Consider the following 13,360-nt stretch of genomic DNA (forward strand, 5'->3'; position numbering starts at 1 on the left):
CCAGACGAAGTTGGCCTGGCTCGGGGGAAGCTCGAAGTGCGCCGCGATCAGCGCGTCGCGGACCCGGTGCCGCTCGTGCACGATGGCTCGGCGCCGCTCGGCCAATTCCTCGTCCGCGTCCGGCGTGAGGGACGCGAGGGCGGCCGCCTGAGCTAGTGCGTTGACGCTGAACGGTGCGGCGGCCCCGCGAACTGCGTCGGCGACGGGTGCCGACGCGATCAGGTATCCGACGCGCAGCCCGGCCAAGCCGTACGCCTTGGAGAACGTGCGCAGCACGGCGACGTTGCCGCGTCCGCGATTCCACCAACGCTTGGCTGTCTCGACCCCGTCGGGTGCGTCATCGTCCACGAATTCGCGGTACGCCTCGTCCAGCACGACCAGGACTCCAGGTGGCGTCGCGTTGAGAAATGCGTTGAGATCGGCGTCCCGTACGGCGACACCGGTCGGGTTGTTCGGCGTGCAGACGAATACCAGGCGTGTGTTCGGGGTGATGGCGTCGGCCAGCGCGCCGAGATCGGGTGCATGGTTCTCACCCAAGGGAGCGCGTTGTTGCCCGGCCCGCGCGATGTCCGCGAAGAGCGGATAGGCCTCGAAGGACCGCCAGTTGAACGCCACCGCGCCGTCTCCGCCCGGGCAGGCGGTCTGGACGAGTTGGAGGCACAGCGCCGCCGAGCCTGCGCCGAGTACGATCTGCGCCGCATCCACGGCGTACCGGCTTGCCAGTCGGGCGATCAACTCGGCGCAGCCCGGGTCAGGGTACCGATTTGCCCGGGCCGCGGCGCGGGCGATGGCCTGCGCGACCGACGGGAGGGGTCCGAACGGCGACTCGTTGCTCGCCAGCGAAATGACCTCGGTCATCGCGCCCGACGCGATCCGAGATGGCGTGTCGGACTGCGTCCGCGTGTGAGTAGGCATAGGGGGACCCTCCGGAATCCTCGTGGGTCGAAGGCGCGGACGCATGGCTGAGGCGCCGCTGCCGCTGTGACCGGGGTCAGACGCGGGCTTCCACGGTGACCGGTATCCCGTGTGCGGGCCTGAGCGTGATCAGCGGCTGGATCCTTGGCGTGAATCCGGGTTGGAGGCGGAAGCGCCATCGTGCGAGCAGGCTCGCCAGCACCAAGCCAAGTTCGATGTTGGCGAAGGACGCCCCTACGCACACCCTGTGCCCGGCGCCGAACGGGATGTAAGCGAATCTCGGCCGGTCAATGTGCGCGGCAAGCGCCCAGCGATCCGGGTCGAACACGGTCGGATCGGGAAACCAGCGCTCGTCGCGGTGCATGACGTACTGGGAGATGAGAACCAGCGTGTCACGTGGCGCCGAATGCTCGCCGATCTGCTGCTCTTGCAAGCTCCTGCGGCTGATGAGCCAGACCGGCGGAATGAGTCGCAGCGATTCCTCGATCACCTGGCGCAGGTACGGCATCCGGCCGAGATCCTGCGCCGTCGGCAGGCCGTCGCCTACGGTGGCGCGTATCTCCTCGGCCAGCCTGGCGTCGACGTGCGGATGCGCGGTGACCTGGTACAGCGTCCAGGCCAGCGCGTTGGCGGTGGTTTCGTGCCCGGCCACCAAGAGCGTCATGACCTCGTCGCGCAGCTGCGTCGGGCTCATCGTCGCCGCGCCCTCATGCGCCGCGATGAGGTCACCGAGCAGATCGCCCGACGGATTGGCGTCGCCGGCGCGGCGGTCGATCAGATCCCTGATGTTGCGGTCGAGTGTCTGCGCCGCCTCGTTGTAGCGGCGGGTGGCCGGCAACGGCAGCCGGAACAACAGCGGGGCGAGCGGCGACAGGTGCCGGCCGAAACTCGCCATCATCACGTCCATCGCCGCGGAAAGTTGCGCGACCTGATCGTCGATGACGGAGGCGAACAGCGACCTGGCGACCACGATGAGCGTGAGGGCGGTCATCTGCTGGCTGAGATCCAGCGAGTCCCCGGGTTTCCAGTCCGCCATGAGGCGCTGCGCGCTGTCGGTGACGATCGGCCCGTACTGCTCGATACGTCGCGGCTGGAACGCGGGCTGCACGAGTTTGCGCTGGCACCGGTGTGTGTCGCCCTCGCTCAGCAGGAGGCCGTCGCCCAGCAGCGTGCGGGCGGATTGCAGGCCCTGCCCCTTGTGGAAGTGTCCGTAGTCGGCGGTGAGCACCTGCGCGGCGAGCGCGGGATCCGTGAGCAGCAGTGCGTTGCGTGGTCCGAGGCGCATCGGCACAGCCCCGCCGTGGTGCCGCGCCGCGTCCAGAAAGGCCAGCGGGTCCCGGCGGAACGGCAGCAGGTGGCCGCCGATGCGTCCGGTCGGAAGGCGGGGGCTTCCCGCGTGTCCTGCTGATGACGGCAAGGCGTACCCCGTGACTTCGATGAGCGCCGATTTTAATGGGTTCAGGGATTTCATGATCCCGCGTGTCGTGAAGAATTCTCACGAAACCGATGCGAAATAGGGGATCGAAAAGCCCCGACGCGGCGCCGACGGTATCAGGTCTCGACGTCGTCTGCAATGACTTGCATCGCCGTATGCAATCACTTGCATCTCGGAACCCTGACTAGCTAGTATCCGGGAAATTCAGCCGAACGGGGGCTGATCGGCACATCACCGGTTCCAAATAAGGCTGGAGAATTTGTGCATGTCCACAGACAGTGAGGAAATATCACTGGGTCTCTTAGTGGCCGCCGGCGCGGCTTCGTTCGCGCCGGCCGCGCCTGAGCCCCACTGGACCGCGGCGCACCGAGTGGTCGCCGGGTTCGTCGGCGCCGAGACTCTCCGCCGTGATCTCGAGTGCGTGGAACACACCTTGCGCGGCGCGTTCAACGGTGCGTCCGCAATGTTCGCCGACGCGATGCGCGCGGTGGCGATGCCGGGCAAACGGCTGCGGCCCCTGCTGGTGCTCGCTTGCGGCTACGCCGGCGCCGGCCCGGTCGGTGAGCGTTTGATCAGAGCCGCCGCCGCAGTGGAGCTGCTGCACCTGGGCAGCCTGGTGCACGACGACGTGATGGACGAGTCCGACTTGCGGCACGGCGCCCCCAGCATCAACGAGCGCTGGGGCAACCTCACCGCGGTCCTAGTCGGCGATGTGCTCCTCAGCGAATCCGTCGACATGGCCGCTGACCTGGGCGCCGAGCAGGCCAAACTGATCACCGCCACGCTGCGCACCCTCTGCGACGGTCAGGCGCGGGAATCCGCGTCGCAGTACTCTGTGGACCGCGACGAGCAGGCCTACCTGCACTCGATCGCGGGCAAGACCGCCCGCCTGATCGCCGCATCGTGCCGACTCGGGGCGATCGAGACCGGGCTGAGCCGGCCGGCCGTCGACGCGCTGGAAACCTTCGGCCACCACCTCGGCATGGCGTTCCAGATCGTGGACGACGTGCTCGACCTGACCACGAGCACCGAGCAGCTCGGCAAGCCCGCCGGCCGCGACATCGTGCAGGGTGTTTACGCGCTCCCTGTCATCCACGCGATCCGCCAGACGCCGCGCCTCGCCGACTACCTCGGGCGGGTCCCCACCGAGGTCGAGCTCGACGACGCGCTGCGGCTCGTGCGCAGCGGCACTGGCATCGGCCTGGCCAGCCGGCTCGCCGAGCAGCACACCGAAAGCGCCTGCCTGGCCGTCGAGTCGTGCGCAGGTGAACTGGACGAAGCGGCGGTGGCGATGTTGCGCGCCCTCGCCATGGGCGTGCTGGAGCGGCGCAGATGACGCCGGTAGTACAGGACATTGACACGACCCTCACGTTCGAGCAGTTCCTCGCCATGACCAGCACGCAGCAGGCGACCGTGGTGCGACGGGGAATGCCGGCGCAGATCAGGCCCGGCTGGGTCCAACAACTGCGCATAGTTGTCATGCTCGGCCGTCCGCGAACCTGCATCCCGGGCCTGATCGCCTATTTCCTCGGCTACTACTACACCGGCGCAGGATTCACACCAAAGCTCATCCTCGGCGCCACACTCGCTTTCCTCATCGGATTCTCCGCGAATCTGCACAATACCTATACGGACCTTGAAGAGGATTGCCGCAATCTGCCGGGACGGGTGTGGCTCTACGCTCAGCTCGGCGCCCCGCGGATGCGCTGGGTCCTGACGGCGGTCAATGCGTTCATGCTGCTCTCCTCGCTGGTTTTCAGCGGGATGTTCTTCGTCTACATGGCATTCGCGGTGATCGGCCTTCATCAGTACTCGTTCCGGCCGCTGCGCATGAAGGCGCGGCCGGTGCTCGGACTCTACGTCTTCGCCCAGGCAGTGGTGTTCCCGTTCATCTCCGGCTGGCTCAGCGACACCGCGGCGCAGCCGTTCAGCCACGACCACGCTTTCGTGGCGATGCTCGTCTACCTGACGGTCTGGTTCCTGGCGAAGGGCACCTTCAAGAACGTGCCGGACTACGAGGGCGACCGCGCTGCCGGATTGCGTACGTCGGCGACGGTATTCCCCACGCGGCGCGGCGCGGCGCGATTCTCCGCGGCGGCCACCATGGTCGCCTATCTTTCCCTCGTCGTGTTGGTGGCGGGCGGCTGGTCGCCGCTGCGCATGCTGCTGTGCCTGCCGTGGTGCGCAGTCGCGCTGGCACAGTGTGTCCGGCTGGTGCGCGCGGAGGACGCCGGCGAGGCGAATGCCATCCTGCGCACCGACATGGTGGTCTCCAGCGGATTTCTGGCATCAGTGCTCTTGCTGCAGGCGCCAAGTTGGCGCAGCGTCGGCGTCATCGTGGTCAGCGGTCTCGTCCTGGTCGCCAGCGATCTGTTGATGATCGACTCCCGTCGCGACTCCGACGCCGCGACCAGCCCCCCAGGCGCGACCGCCCTGGGGGGCGTCGACACGACCGCCGAACGCCCTCGGACACCGCAAGGCCTCTTCGACCGGGTCGCGCCCCGCTACGACGTGCTGAACAGTCTGCTCAGTCTCGGCAGCGACCGACGCTGGCGACGCGCGGCGGCGAAACAGCTCGAAGTGCCGCCCGGCGGTGCCGTGCTCGACGTGGCCACCGGCACCGGCGCGCTCGCCGCCGAGATCGCGCGGCTGCTGCCGAAGGGTGCACGCGTCGTCGGCTGCGACCTGAACGCGTCTATGCTCCACGTGGCGGCGCATCGCGTCCGGCGCGACCCACAGGTCCCGATCACGCTGACACGCGGCGACGCGCTGCATCTCCCGCTCGCGGATGCCTGCGTCGACGCGGCCACCATCGCATTCGCCATTGACGACATGCCCGACAGGCACGCGTGCGCTGCGGAGTTGTACCGCGTGTTGCGACCGGGCGGCCAGCTCGTGTTACTCGAACTGTCCATGCCCGACCGGGAGCCACTGCGGTCCGTCTACCGCGGTGTCCTGCGAACGCTCCACTCCGCGGGCCGGTTGCGTGGTGGCGAAGGGTATCGGCACCTGCGCGAGGAGATCGTCCGCTACCGCGGCCGGGACGCTGTGGAGCATCTGCTGCGCGGCCACAGCTTCGAGCGATACCGCTGGCAGCGCCTGACTGGTGGGATCGCCATGCTGCACGTCGCCTATAAGCCTCCGAACCCTGTGGACCGATCTATGGAACCCGGAGAACTCTGATGCAAGCCAACGCAAGCCTGGCGGCGGAGCTGCGCGGCGCCGCGCGGGTATGCGACCTGCTCGTCGACGTCTATGCGCAAGCCGCCGGAGCGGACGCACTGCGTCCTGTTCCAGTCTTCGGCATGCCGGCCGAATCGATCAACCCGATCGTGGACGCCCTGCGTAAACGGCGGGACCTCCAACTGATCGGCGTGCGGCATGAGGGTTCCGGCTCCCTTGCCGCGTCGGCGTACGCCAAACTCACAGGCCGTATCGGCATGTGCATGGGCACTGCGGGCCCGGGAGCGACGCATCTGCTGTCAGGCGCATACGACGCGCGCGGCGACCGCGCGCCGCTGCTCGTCGCCGCGGGGCAGGTGCACACTCAGGCAATGGGCACCGACGCGTTCCAGGAGATCGATTCGCTTCGGCTGTTCGACGACGCCGTGCTGAGCAACCGGCTCGTGGTCGACGCCGATGCCGCAGCGATCATCAGCGCGGTGCATGCCCGCGCCCTGCACCGGCGCGGCCCGGTGCACCTCAGCCTGCCCGGCGACGTGCTCGCCCGAGCACGCCGCGGCCGTCCTGCCATGTTCGCGCCGCACGCTGCGGTGACCACGCCGATTCTGGACAAGACCCTCATCCGGCCGGCTGCCGCGCTGCTCGCCGGCGGCCCCGCCGCCGTTCTGGTCGGTGATTGCGGAGCCGAACTGTCCGCTGCGGTCGATGCGCTAGCTATGCAACTCGGCGCGCCGGTTCTGGTGCTGCCGGAAGGCATGCGGTACCTGCGGGAGCCCGGTGAGCAGCCGGCCTTTCGCGTGACCGGCTCGGTGCGCGATGCGGCGCGGGATCTGCTCTCTGCCGCGGTGCTCGTGGCGGTCGGCCCCCTCAGCGCGGCGATGCGCACCCTGATCGGCGATCGGCCTGCTGTGCATATCGGGCCCTGGTTCGACATCGACGAGCCGCCGCGGGCCGGCACTGTACGCCTGCTCGGCCATGAACTCGAATATCTGGACCTGATGATCAAGACGGTCGAGCCCGCGCCGGGCAACCCGCTGCTGCGGCGCGCCGAGGCGTGCCTGACCGAGCCCGGCGACCCGGCGGCGCGTGCCTTGTGGGAACGGATCGACGCGTCGCTCCCGCACGACGCCGTCATCGCCTGCCAGCCGGGCGCCCTTCTCGACGGGGCGTTCCGCCATCTGCCGCTGCGCGACCGGCAGATCACGTCCTCGTTCGGCTATGCGGCGCGTGGCTACGCGGTGCCGGGCGCGATAGCCGCTGCGTTCGCGTGCCCAGACCGCGCCAGCGTCGCTTTGACCGAGCCGGACGGATTCGCCGAGTCGATGGCGGAACTGCTGACCATCCGCCGGTATCGCCTGCCCGTGACGACGGTGTGCGTCGAGCCCGCCGCGGCGTCCGGGAGCGGTCCGTCGATCGACTTCGCCGCATTCGCAGAGGCCTGCGACCTGCCGGCGCGGCGCGTCGACTCGGCCGAGGACCTTGGAGCGGTCACCGCGCAATCCGCCGCGGTCGTCTGTATCCGGGCCGGCGCCCCGGTGCGCGACACCGCGACCGTTCGCCCCGCGCACGGTTCGGCCGGGGACGCCGATCCGCAGCCGGACTCGCTCGCCGCCAGGCTCGTGGAGCTGTTCGAGAGCGCTGGGATCGCCCGCGCCTTCCGTGCCGCAGACGAGCTGACCAACCCGATCGCCGATCGGTGGACGGCGGGTGGACAGCGCGCGCTGACGACGGCGACGACCGCGGAATCGGCCGCCATGATGGCCTCCGCTGCCGCCAAGTGGACGAAGGCGCCCACGCTCTGCCTCGCCGTAAACGGGCACGACCTGGTGCTTCAGCTGAACGGACTGTTCGACGCGACCTACGACCACGCCCCTGTGGCGGTCCTGACCGTCGAACGGCCCGACCTGGCCGGCGGCCTGGTCGACTCGGCCCGGTTGCTGGCTGCGGTCGCCGCGGCGTCGGTGCGGATCACACCCGGTGCGGCGTCCCTTGTCGCCGCCCGGGACGCGCTCGCACTGTGCGTGCGGCGGCGCGATGTCGTGCATCTGGCGGTCGACGCTTCAGACCTTGATACGCCGGTGGAACTTCCTGCGCTCACCGAGGGTGCCCTGGCCGCGATCAGCAGCGCTCCCGCGCTGGTGCCCGACCCGGTCTCGATCACCCGAGCCTCCGAGGCGCTGGTCCGGTCACAGCGCTGCGCGATCCTGGCCGGCCGCGGTGCTCGAGAAGCGGGCGAGCAGATCGCGCTGCTCTGTGACGAGCTGTCCGCGCCGATCGTGACCACGATGCCGGGGCGAGGGCTCGTCGCCGACGACCACCCGTTGATGGCCGGCGCGATCGGCTCGTCCGGCCACCGGTCCGCGTTGCGGACACTCGAAGGCTGCGACACCCTGCTGATGCTCGGGGTCTCCAATCGCGGCCAGGCGTTCGACCTGCCGTCCGGCTGCACGATCATCCGCGTGGACACCGATCCGGTCGCCGTGTCCACGGGCGCCGACATCGGCCTGTGCGGATCGGTGCACGACACCGTCGAGCTGCTGCTGGCACAGATCTCCGCCAGCGGCGAGGCTTCGGGCGGCCAGGCGAGGGCGGCGCGCGAGAAGTTCCATGCCGCACGGCGCGACGAGTTCGCCCGCTTCCGGGTCCGGCCGCCGAAGCGACCGCGTGAAAGCAGACCGATCCAACCGTCCGCGATCGTACGCACGCTCGGCGTTCTCAGCGACGAGACCCGACGGCGACCGGTGGTGACCGTCGACGTGGGCCTGGTCACCCTTTGGCTCTACCGGTTCCTGACAGGCCGTCAGGACTTCGTGTGGACCAGTTCGTTCGCCACGATGGGGTTCGCCATGCCGGCGGCGCTCGCCATCAGCGCGACCGGTGTGATCGACCAGCCGGTCATCGCGGCGGTCGGGGACGGCGGCATCGCGATCACCATGGCGGAACTGGCGTCGGCCGCGTCGGCCAAGCTGCCGGTCACGATCGTGGTCTTCAACAACGGCAAGCTCGGCGCGATCAAATACGAACAGGAGATCATGGGCTGGCCCGAGTACGGATCCGCGCTCGTCAACGGTGATCTGGCGGCCTATGCGCGGGCATGCGGCGTACACGGCGTGCGCGTCACGCGACACGAAGACCTCGAACCGGCACTGCGATCCGCGCTCGAGCGGGGCGAGCCCACCCTCCTCGACGTGGTGTGCGACCCACACGAGCTGCCCTCCCCGCCAAAGTCGCACGGAACGTTCCGGCAGTCCGTTGCGTTCTTCCTGGCACTCGCGCGCGAGGGGACACGGCGGTTGCATGGCGCGGGCCCCGAGGACCCGCCGCCGAACCTGGTCTGACCGCTTGTCACGCAAATCCGACGGCACCGCGGATATTCTGCGCGGTGCCGCCGGATCTTTTGACGGGCAAGGTCAAACCCCCTGAAGCGCCGCCAGGTCGACTTTGCCGCGGGTGTTCGGCAGCAGAAGCGCGACGAGCGCGGCTGCGGCGGTGAGCGCGGCCGCGGCACCGAACGCCGTGTGGAACGTGTTCACCCCAGCGGCCAACGGGTCGGTCCCGGCCGCGAGCTGGCGGGAAAGGCGATCGCTGGCCACCGTCGCCAACACCGCCAGCCCGATCGCGCCACCGACCTGCTGAGCCATGGAGATCACGCCTGAAGCCGCCCCCGACTCCACCGCGTCGACCGCTCCAACCGCTCCGACGAGCAGCGGCAGGATCGCCAACCCGAACCCGGCCGCGCACAGTAGCAGCGCGGGCAGCAGTTCCGCGGCATACGACCCGGAGGGCTCGGTGCGTAACAGCAGCAGCTGCCCGCCTGAGGCGACTAGCAGCCCGAGCGTGACCAGGACACGCGCGCCGAGCACGGGCATCAACCGGGCGCAGATGCCGGTGAATATCGCCAGCGTCACGCCGAACGGCGCCCAGGACAGTCCCGTGCGCAGCGGAGACCATAGATGGATGGTCTGCATGTAAAGCGTGACGAAGAAGAACACCGCGAACATCGAAGAGGCGGCGAAGATCGTGATGGCGTCCGCGAGGCCGACCTCGCGCTTGGCCAGCATGCCGAGCCGGATCACCGGAACCGGCGCAGAGCGCTGACGCAGCACGAACAGGACGAGCAGCAACGCCGAGGCGGCCAGTCCGCCGACCGTCCACGGCGCCCCCCATGCGCGATGGTCGGTCGAGATGACGGTGTAGACGAGCAGCAGCACCGCGGCGGTGACGAGGCCGGCGCCGAGGCCGTCCAGGGACCCCGAGCGCCTACCCCCGTCACGCATCGCGGGCAGCCTGGTCAGCGCCAGCGCGCCCAGCAGCGCGCCTATCGGCACGTTGATGAAGAACACCCAGCGCCAGCCGATGGTGTCAGTGATGACGCCGCCGAGCAGTACGCCGCTGGTGCCCGAGATGCCCAGCAGGCCGCCCCAGACGCCGAGCGCGCGCCGACGCTCCCGCTGATCCTCGAACGAGGCCACCAGGATGCTGAGCGCGGCCGGACTGAGCAGCGCCGCTCCGAAGCCCTGCACGCCGCGCGCCACCACGATCGTCGCCGAGTCCCGGGCCAGGCCCGAGGCCAACGAGGCCAGGCTGAACAGCGCGAGCCCGAGCACGAAGACCCGTCGGCGGCCGAAGACATCGGCACACCGGCCGCCGAGCACCAAGAAGCCGCCGAACAGCAGCAGGTAGGCGTCCACGACCCAGGCGAGCCCAGCAGTGCCGAAGCCGAGGTCGGTGCGGATGGACGGCAGCGCGACGTTGACCACGGTGTCGTCGATGACGACCATGAACTGCGCTCCACACGTCACCGTGAGCGCGAGCAGCGCGGCGGCGTCGGCCTTCGGCGCGCTAAGACCGACGGGTGAAGACGAGGTTTCGGCCATTGACTGACCTTGCTCCTATGACTTCCACCGGATCCGACCCTGCGGAACCGGTAAACGAATTCGAATACGTACTCAACCTATCAGAAGGCTTGCGATCCGCGACCGCTGTTCATCGCTTCCGCGCTGGTCAGGTTGCATGATCGCACTCGTACTCGTAAATGCAGAGCCCGCGGCGCCCAATTCGGGAGGAGGCCGTATTCGCCTGCGGCACCATCCCGTCGCCGGGTGTGCCGCCGCCGGATAGGAAAACAGGCGCAGCGATATCGCTGATTGTCAAGATGCTATAGTTTTCTGCCGCGCAACTAAGGCCTGTCCCGTAATCGTTCTTCGACCGGGTCCGGCACGCGGGTGCCCTCTGCGGGGGTCGGTTACGCGACGAGCATGAGGTTGTGCAGGCGGGCGATACCGAGCATGGCGTGGTGTACGCCTGTAGCTGTCGATCTCGCCAGCGTTGAGACCGAACGTGGTGGACTCGAAAAACTGTTCCGCGGCGAGGTCTCTGACGCTACCGTTTCCTGGTGATCAACAGCGATGGCGTCCGGCTGGGCGAGCAAGCCGCGCGGGACCTGGCCCGGACAGGTTGTTGTGAGATCGGGCCGGGCCTGACTGAGGCGGAGTTCACCCGAATCGAGCGTGAGTACGGGTTCGAGTTCGCCGACGACCACCGCGCCTTTCTCAAGATGGGCCTGCCGCTGAACGGTCCACTCCCGCAGACGGAAGGCGTGATCTATACACACGCCAAGCCCTGGCCAGACTGGCGCGACGACGACCCGCAGAAGCTCCGCGAGGCGCTGGACTGGCCGATCGAGGGCGTGCTGTTCGACGTCGAACACGGCTACTGGGACCACGACTGGGGTGAACGACCGGAAGATCGGGCCGAGGCAGTCGAGGCCGCAGCGGTGTTACTCGCGGCTGTGCCACGCATGGTGCCCGTCTACGGACACCGCTACCTGCCAGCTGGCCACGGAAGCTACGGGCACCCGGTCCTGTCGATGTGGCAGACGGACATCATCTACTACGGATCCGACCTCGTCGACTACATACACCACGAGTTCGGCACACCGGGCCCAGGCCCCGACGACTCGCGCCCGAATCCGCGAGCAACAGTCCCCTTCTGGCGCGACTTCGTGTGACCCAGAATCGTGTGGGCGCGCTCGTGTGATTCCCCGGGTCAGCTCACGTTGTGGGGGCTGGCCCCCGGGCGCCCCCTGTTCTTCGTCAAGTCTGGGTTGGCTGTTGTTTTGTTGCGGGTGTTGAGGCTCCTTGAGTCTGGCCAGCAGCCTCTCGCGGATTGGGCGGACGTACTCAGTGGATCGCCTAGCCCGTGCTCCGATTCGAAGAGCCTTGGCGGTGACGTCGGTCGGACATGTTCGGGTCATGTCGGGCGTCCGCCGAACTGCCAGTTGTGGACCTCGATCTCGGTGTACCGGTCCCGGGTCAGGATGGCGCGTGCCGCCTCGGGATCCGACGCTCGGACCAGTGCCGCGGTACCTAGCCAGGTAGCAGCGTTGTCGGACAGGAGCGGGCCGTAGGCAATCAGGTTGTCCCGGTCGGACGGCACCGCGAGGTCGGCGTCCTGCCCTGCGCCGATGCCGAGCACCAGGTACCGGTTGCCACCGGTGCGCCCGCCGGGGAAGTCCCACATGGTGCGCCCCAGCGTGTTGCGCCACCGTCGCAGCAGGACGTCCCGGTAGACGCCGGCCTGGAAGTTCGGCTCGTCGAAGGCGAACGCGCGGGCCGCGGCGGGATCCGGCAGATCGACGATGTGCACGCTTCCGGTCGCCGCATCGCCGTCGCTGTTGAGGGTCGGGCCGCGGGCGATCATCTCCTTCGCGTACTGATCCATGTAGGACCAATGTTCTTCCAGCAGCCTGTCGCGTAGCGCTGCGGAGCCGGACCGGTCGCGGTGGTAGCAGAAGAACTCCATGCCCATAACGTCTCTTCAGGGGGTGACCAGGTCGAGCGAGTTTCACCGCGATGGCTCTGCGGCGGTCTATCCAACAAGCGCGTACAGATTGAGTGAGGCGGAAGACGATTTTCTCATCGATCTGCTACCGGCGCGTGGCGTCGGTTGTCGAGCGTTGTGCTTACTTGTCGCTAATTCTATAGGTTGACACCTACTCGTCGACTCGCTCGATCGTCACGACGTGTGCCGCCTTGACCCGCAGGATGATCTCACCGTCCGCGTCTACGAAGTCGATGAAGTCACCCACCGTCTTGAAACTGTGGGCGGTTATTTCTCGCTCCCTGACCTCGCTGGTCGAATAGCCGCTGTTGATCACATACTTCGCCATACCGCCAGCATCCCGCGTGGACCTTCGGCACGCCATCCGGCCGCCGGCCAATTCTCAGGCTCAGGTCCTGCTGACGAGGGGATGTCAGGACCGACCACCCTCTCTCTCCCCCGCTTCGGACTCTCCCGGGCTTCTGATCTCCGCCCATCTCTGACCACAAGGAGGGCTGACGTGAGCCTGCGGGTACTGATCGCCGACGATCAACGCCTGGTGCGAGCAGGCTGCAGCCGTGAGCTCGAAGTGTTCCGGCTCGTCGCCCGCGGGCTGTCCAATCGTGAGGTCGCCGACCAGGTGTTCGTGGGTGAGACGACCGTCAAAACGCACGTCACCAGGATCCTCAGCAAGCTCGGGCTATGGGACCGGGTGAAAGTCGTCGTGCCGACCTATGAGACCGGGGTCGCGATCCCGGGAACGACGAGCGATAACGCTCACTCGTAAGCGGATGAGCAGCCACCAGCCAGAACGAGCAACGAACAACGAGGCTGCGCTGGCGAGGACGCCCTAATCCATGGCGTCCCGGCCGACTCGTCTTGTCGCCAGGGCGGGCCAGCGCCGCGGCACGGCGCGGAGGGCCTCGCGCCAGTGCGCGAGACCCTCCGGAGGCTGGCCTGCCTACGGGCCGTGGGTGACGTTAAGCGCGTAGAAGGAGACGCTGG

At 68.2% G+C, this 13,360-nt stretch carries 9 protein-coding genes and 1 pseudogene; 5 read left to right on the plus strand and 5 right to left on the minus strand.

Going from position 1 to position 13,360, the window contains the following annotated elements:
- Both VGZ32_RS23205 and VGZ32_RS23210 read right to left on the minus strand, forming a co-directional pair.
- Positions 1-858, minus strand: an 858-nt coding sequence (locus tag VGZ32_RS23205) for an aminotransferase class I/II-fold pyridoxal phosphate-dependent enzyme (RefSeq protein WP_326888277.1), incomplete at its 3' end; no start/stop codon positions are given.
- 133 nt (positions 859-991) lie between these two features.
- Positions 992-2,386, minus strand: a complete 1,395-nt coding sequence (locus VGZ32_RS23210; RefSeq protein WP_326888278.1) for a cytochrome P450 — start codon at positions 2,384-2,386, stop codon at positions 992-994.
- A 229-nt stretch (positions 2,387-2,615) separates the two neighbouring features.
- On the opposite strand from VGZ32_RS23210, the gene VGZ32_RS23215 reads away from it, so the two are divergent.
- The 3 genes from VGZ32_RS23215 (at position 2,616) to VGZ32_RS23225 (ending at position 8,871) form a co-directional block, all read left to right on the plus strand.
- Positions 2,616-3,686 carry a polyprenyl synthetase family protein gene (locus tag VGZ32_RS23215; protein ID WP_326888279.1) on the plus strand — a complete coding sequence of 357 codons (1,071 nt, stop codon included), beginning with the start codon at positions 2,616-2,618 and terminating at the stop codon, positions 3,684-3,686.
- A 92-nt stretch (positions 3,687-3,778) separates the two neighbouring features.
- The gene (locus VGZ32_RS23220; RefSeq protein ID WP_326888280.1) at positions 3,779-5,533 is read left to right on the plus strand and encodes a ubiquinone/menaquinone biosynthesis methyltransferase; all 1,755 of its coding nucleotides are present in this window, start codon (positions 3,779-3,781) and stop codon (positions 5,531-5,533) included.
- Positions 5,533-8,871, plus strand: a complete 3,339-nt coding sequence (locus tag VGZ32_RS23225; protein ID WP_326888281.1) for a thiamine pyrophosphate-binding protein — start codon at positions 5,533-5,535, stop codon at positions 8,869-8,871. The genes VGZ32_RS23220 and VGZ32_RS23225 overlap by 1 nt, the downstream gene beginning before the upstream one ends.
- Before the next feature lie 72 nt (positions 8,872-8,943).
- Here VGZ32_RS23225 and VGZ32_RS23230 read toward each other — a convergent pair whose 3' ends face one another.
- Positions 8,944-10,410 carry an MFS transporter gene (locus VGZ32_RS23230; RefSeq protein WP_326888282.1) on the minus strand — a complete coding sequence of 489 codons (1,467 nt, stop codon included), beginning with the start codon at positions 10,408-10,410 and terminating at the stop codon, positions 8,944-8,946.
- Between the two features lie 518 nt (positions 10,411-10,928).
- On the opposite strand from VGZ32_RS23230, the gene VGZ32_RS23235 reads away from it, so the two are divergent.
- Positions 10,929-11,543 (plus strand): hypothetical protein, encoded by a 615-nt coding sequence (locus VGZ32_RS23235; protein ID WP_326888283.1) that lies wholly within the window; start codon positions 10,929-10,931, stop codon positions 11,541-11,543.
- Positions 11,544-11,785: 242 nt separating this feature from the next.
- On the opposite strand, the gene VGZ32_RS23240 is transcribed toward VGZ32_RS23235, so the two are convergent.
- Both VGZ32_RS23240 and VGZ32_RS23245 read right to left on the minus strand, forming a co-directional pair.
- Entirely contained in the window at positions 11,786-12,337 is a 552-nt protein-coding gene (locus VGZ32_RS23240; RefSeq protein ID WP_349263720.1) for a YciI family protein, read from the minus strand.
- A 190-nt stretch (positions 12,338-12,527) separates the two neighbouring features.
- Positions 12,528-12,704, minus strand: coding sequence for a hypothetical protein (locus VGZ32_RS23245; RefSeq protein WP_326888285.1), 177 nt, complete (start codon positions 12,702-12,704; stop codon positions 12,528-12,530).
- 228 nt (positions 12,705-12,932) lie between these two features.
- On the opposite strand from VGZ32_RS23245, the pseudogene VGZ32_RS23250 reads away from it, so the two are divergent.
- A pseudogene (locus VGZ32_RS23250) lies at positions 12,933-13,142 on the plus strand (response regulator transcription factor); the annotation flags it as partial.
- Between the last annotated feature and the right edge of the window lie 218 nt (positions 13,143-13,360).

This window comes from Actinocrinis sp. (genome assembly GCF_035938995.1).
GTDB lineage: Bacteria > Actinomycetota > Actinomycetes > Streptomycetales > Catenulisporaceae > DASZGI01.